This is a genomic window from Paenibacillus sp. 1_12 (assembly GCF_900114475.1).
Taxonomy (GTDB): domain Bacteria; phylum Bacillota; class Bacilli; order Paenibacillales; family NBRC-103111; genus Paenibacillus_S.
In genome coordinates this window covers 1-5,237 of the sequence record NZ_FOTE01000051.1, presented here as the reverse complement: position 1 = coordinate 5,237, position 5,237 = coordinate 1, and the positions used below count along the sequence as shown (strand labels likewise).

Sequence of the window (5,237 nt, the reverse complement as noted above, 5' to 3'; positions counted from 1 at the left end):
GGTGCTACGGGTGCTACTGGAGTTACGGGTGAAACTGGTGCTACGGGTGCTACAGGAGCTACGGGTGCTACGGGTGCTACTGGGGTTACGGGTGAAACTGGAGTTACAGGAGTTACAGGAGTTACAGGTGCTACTGGAGTTACTGGAGCTACGGGTGATACGGGAGTTACAGGTGCTACGGGTTCTACGGGAGTTACGGGTGAAACTGGTGCTACTGGAGCTACGGGCGCTACGGGTGCTACGGGAGTTACAGGAGTTACGGGTGCTACTGGTGCTACTGGCGCTACGGGTGCTACGGGTGCTACGGGAGTTACAGGAGTTACGGGTGAAACTGGTGCTACTGGCGCTACTGGCGCTACTGGAGTTACGGGAGTTACGGGTGCTACTGGAGTTACGGGTGAAACTGGTGCTACTGGAGTTACAGGTGCTACAGGTGCTACGGGTGCTACGGGTGCTACTGGAGTTACGGGTGCTACTGGAGTTACAGGAGCTACGGGAGTTACGGGAGTTACGGGTGCTACTGGGGTTACGGGTGAAACTGGAGTTACAGGTGCTACGGGTGCTACTGGGGTTACGGGTGCTACGGGAGTTACAGGAGTTACGGGTGAAACTGGTGCTACTGGAGTTACAGGAGCTACTGGTGCTACTGGTGCTACTGGAGTTACGGGTGAAACGGGTGCTACTGGTGCTACGGGCGCTACGGGAGTTACAGGATCTACGGGAGTTACGGGAGTTACTGGTGCTACGGGTGCTACGGGTGCTACTGGAGTTACAGGTGCTACAGGTGCTACTGGTGCTACGGGAGCTACGGGTGCTACGGGTGCTACAGGTGCTACTGGTGCTACTGGAGTTACTGGTGCTACAGGTGCTACAGGTGCTACAGGTGCTACAGGTGCTACAGGTGCTACAGGTGCTACAGGTGCTACAGGTGCTACAGGTGCTACTGGAGTTACAGGTGCTACAAGTGCTACGGGAGCAACAGGAGTTACAGGAGTTACAGGTGCTACAGGTGCTACAGGTGCTACAGGTGCTACAGGTGCTACAGGTGCTACAGGTGCTACAGGAGCTACAGGTGCTACAGGTGCTACAGGTGCTACAGGTGCTACAGGTGCTACTGGAGCCACTGGCCCACCTCCTACGTTTATAGATGCATACTTTAACGGTAATGTTCAACCTCAGACAATTGCTTCGGGATCAAATATTTTAAATATTACTCCAAACCAATCTACTGCACTTCCTTATAACGCAGTAACAAGTATTTTCACAATACAAAATGCGGGTTTGTATAACATTAGTGTTGTAATAAATCTTGCAGCTGCCACATTACCAGAAGCAACAATTGGGTTATCACTAAATAATTCTACAGCATATCTCGCTCCTGCTGTAACCACGGCAACAAGTGGTCAATTGGTTTTAGTTCAAGTTGAGGCATATGCTGTTGGAGATACAATTCAATTTAGAAATATATCTGGTTTTCCTATTACCATTGCTAATTCACCAGTAATAGCTAATAGCGCAGGTCATGTCACTATATCAAGATTTTCAGCATTCTAAATTGTGCTTTACAGAGTCGTTTCGTAAAGTTAATAAACATCATTAAATGTTTGGTTGTTTTTTGTAGTGTGCCACGCATGGGGAGTAACTAGGTGGTGAAAGTCCACTAGTCAGGTTCTTGTCATCTGTCGAAAGTCAACATCATTGTTACAATAAAAGCCACGTAAATGGGACTGTTGACAAAGAATCGAACTGAATAGGTTTTTTGAAGGGCCGTGTAGAATTACTATCTATACGGTCTTTTCATTGTAGGGCAATGCTATGATGGGTGTAGATGAAGAAAAACAAAATCAACTGATGTATATTAACGACGTGGATGATCTCGTGCCTGAAGGCTATTTGTTTTTGGAATATTCAACAAAAAATCGATTTCCCATTTATTTACGAAAAAGTGCAACACCTTCCCTTTCTCCTTATAAAACGGTAGGTATAACACTTTTACCTTGGGCTCCTTATCATTGCGAACAAGCAGGTACTAAATTGCATGTGGCCCTTCAGGCCGAGACGCAGCCACTGGAAGATGTGGAAACCGTCGGCTCTCGACAAGATGGGCCTGTGAGCGAAAGTCTGAATCAGTCCTCTTTCATCCTGGTGATGGACCGGGCATATGGCAAGCAGGAGCGTCTGGATCGCTACAAAATAGACGGACAATCCTTTGTCATTGCGACATCACCTGCCAGCTCGGAACCCCTCAATGCCGTTCGGAAAAGCGCCATAGAATCGTGATCTTTCGAGTTTTCGAAGGCCGTGAAATCCGGGTAGTGACTGATTTGATGCAAGTGACAGCGGAGCAAATCACGCAGATGTACAAGGCTCGCTGGCAGATCGAAGTCTTTTCCGCTGGATCAAGCAACATTTAAACCTGGCCACCGTATATAGCCAATTATTTTCTGCTTTAATGGTCTATGTCGTGCTCACCTGGTTATTTGACGCCGTTTCCACGGGAATGCCTCGGGATGCAAGGCTCTCGTTTGTTCGGTTAGAGTTACAAAATCTGGTTAATCAATAGGACTGATAATTTATAGAACGTATATTTATGAAAATAGCCCCCATTCCAAAAAGGAGTGAGGGCTTTACGATATTCATTATGACTTTTCTGTGTTCACAAGATACCGAAATCTGCCCTGTACCTCGAAAATATACGCTTTATCGAATAACAAACCCATGCCTCTCTGTATCTTGATAGCATCCATGGCTGACGTCCAATCTGGAAAATCTGTTAAAGTGAGAGCAACTGCATTATCCTTTTTAAGGATCAATTCGTACATCTTCGACATTGACTCACTCGTTCCTGGGATTGAACGTTATTAGGAAATGAACAGGGTAAGCGATATATTTAGATCTTATTATCCATTATATCCTATTTCGAGGAGCGCAACTTATTATTTAATTTTCCGAATCACTCATTATACTTATTTGATGGAGAACTTGTTGGAGCTTTTGGAGGTAAGGAAATAAATAATAACATCCCAAAATTAAGTTATTGGGGGGACTATAGTTGAGGGGCTTGTTTCGCGGCAAATCCACTTTTGTTTATTAAACGGGAGTTTACTGCAAAACCAGCATCTTGGTTGCATAGCAAGGATAAATTTGCGAACATTAAAAAATGATTTGGATTAAGGAGGGGACGTCGATGGGAAATGACAAGGCTAAAGAAGTCTTGACTGAATTTGAACGGTTATCCGAAGAAGACAAAGAATCCATAGTCAAAGCATTTATACATCATTTGGGACAAATAGGATTTTCATTGGACGAATTAACGAAAATGGACCTAAAAGACTTAGAAATAATTAAATCAACAATAGGTGGTTTGATTCTTACCAGAGATAAAAGTACCATTTAATAAAAAACTTGCAGAATACGTTGACCATTATGTACGACGACTAACTATATAAAATAAACTAAATGAGAATATAAAAAGACCTGTTGGGGAATGTAATCAGGTTCTTGTCATTTATGTAGCCAGGTTCTTGCCATCCGACATTTCTTATGCTTCTGTAGAGGTTTTGTTTATGAACATGCACACAAAAGTAGGTTTTTTTCAAACGCCCTTTATTCCGCTATCGTGTCCCGTTAGAATTCCTGTAATACGAATAATTTGGCGGTTGAACAAAAACGAGCGCCTCGGTACGATGGGGTTGCACACGAGGTCATAGCCTCAAAAAGCCCATCATCTAGGAGGTCGCTCTACTATGAAGTTTAAAGCTCAGGACAAGCAAAATCAACTCATTGAAAACATTACCGTTCAGCATCTAGTCTTCGGCGTAGATATCGCTCAAGAAGTTCACGTTGCTCGCTCTGTCAGCTTTCGTGGAATTGCATTAGGTACACCGCTAGAGTTTGGATATCATCTTGCAGGGTTTGAGATGCTGGGACGCTGGATCCATGATCTACTCAAAACCTACAAGCTTAACAAAGTCATTATAGGCATGGAACCCACCGGACATTACTGGCTGAATCTCGCACGTTGGCTCTCTTCTCAGAGTATTGAGGCTGTTCTTGTTAATCCCCATCTCGTCAAAAAGAACAAGGAAAACCGTGACAATACCCCATCTAAAAGCGACCGCAAGGACGCCCTTGTCATTGCAGATATGGTCAAAAACGGGTATTACTCCCCTGTTCGTTTTCATCCTGAAACCTACGAAGAACTGCGAATTCTCATGGCTAATCGAGACACGGTCACCAAACGGCTCAACAGCGCTGTTAACCAAATTCATCGATGGGTAGATATCGTGTTCCCTGAGCTGCGGCAGGTCTTTAAAATCCTCACTTGCATGAGTGCCATTGCAACGCTCAGACTCTTCCCCTTACCAGAGGGAATTAGTCGCTTAACAACAGAGCAGGTCCTTGCCGGATGGAAACAATATGTGAAGCGTCATGCTGGAGTTAAACGAGCGGAGCAGCTCATTGTACTAGCAAAATCCAGTGTTGGCGCCACGCAGGCACTCCATGCCTACAAACTTCACCTGGGGCAATTGCTTGAGGAATATGACTTGGCGCAGCGACAACTAGAGCAAATTGAGACAGAACTTCACAGCATCCTAGAGCGCATTCCGTACGCACAAAAGTTACTTGCGATTCACGGTGTAAATGCAACGAGTTTAGCCGGTGTGCTTGGCGAAGCCGGTGATCTAAGCGGATATGTACATGGAAATGCCTTGCTTCGCCATGCCGGTCTTAACCTGACCGAAGCCAGCTCGGGTAAGTGGCGTGGTAAAATGTCACTTAGCAAACGCGGCCGACCTCGTCTACGGAGGTTTATCTACCTCATGACAATGTGTATGGTCATGACAAATTCGGATGTCAGAGCTTTGCACCATTTCAACGTCGAGGTAAAGAAGTTAAAGAAAATGAAATCCATTATGAAATTATGCGGTAAAGTTGCACGAATGCTAGTGGGCTTAGCTAAGAGTAGCGAGGGTTATGACTCAGCCAAAGTTTTCCCACAAGCAGCCTAAAACCATTCTTTCCTTACTAGCTCATGCATTCGCAGGATAACAAGAAGCACGGAGTATCGGAAGACGTTAAGCAAAAGGGCTCGGACCCGTTCCGTTAGAAAGACCGACCTCCACCCCTTAGTTAGATGTGACGAAGCATTCCTGTAGAGCGTTAATTTTCCGCTTTGAAAAAAGAGAAGCGCCCTCGTAAGATAGAATTGTGCACAGGGTCAGCAACCCTAAAAT

4 protein-coding genes are annotated in these 5,237 nt (G+C 45.2%); all 4 read left to right on the top strand.

Annotated elements, in window-relative coordinates; translation table 11 throughout:
- The coding region (locus tag BM210_RS33845) for a collagen-like protein (protein ID WP_371263584.1) at positions 1–1,554 on the top strand (1,554 nt) is incomplete at its 5' end.
- Positions 1,555–1,815: 261 nt separating this feature from the next.
- Positions 1,816–2,280: a hypothetical protein gene (locus tag BM210_RS36490; protein ID WP_177238177.1), complete on the top strand. Its 465-nt coding sequence runs from the start codon at positions 1,816–1,818 to the stop codon at positions 2,278–2,280.
- 907 nt (positions 2,281–3,187) lie between these two features.
- Positions 3,188–3,397 carry a hypothetical protein gene (locus tag BM210_RS33830; protein WP_091177065.1) on the top strand — a complete coding sequence of 70 codons (210 nt, stop codon included), beginning with the start codon at positions 3,188–3,190 and terminating at the stop codon, positions 3,395–3,397.
- Between the two features lie 349 nt (positions 3,398–3,746).
- Positions 3,747–5,012 carry an IS110 family RNA-guided transposase gene (locus tag BM210_RS33825; protein WP_091177064.1) on the top strand — a complete coding sequence of 422 codons (1,266 nt, stop codon included), beginning with the start codon at positions 3,747–3,749 and terminating at the stop codon, positions 5,010–5,012.
- The last annotated feature ends 225 nt before the right edge of the window (positions 5,013–5,237 follow it).

Excerpts from the sequence above, each read along its gene's own strand:
- BM210_RS33825 (WP_091177064.1), top strand. The coding sequence starts at position 3,747 with ATGAAGTTTAAAGCTCAGGACAAGCAAAATCAACTCATTGAAAACATT.
- BM210_RS36490 (WP_177238177.1), top strand. The coding sequence starts at position 1,816 with ATGATGGGTGTAGATGAAGAAAAACAAAATCAACTGATGTATATTAAC.
- BM210_RS33830 (WP_091177065.1), top strand. The coding sequence starts at position 3,188 with ATGGGAAATGACAAGGCTAAAGAAGTCTTGACTGAATTTGAACGGTTA.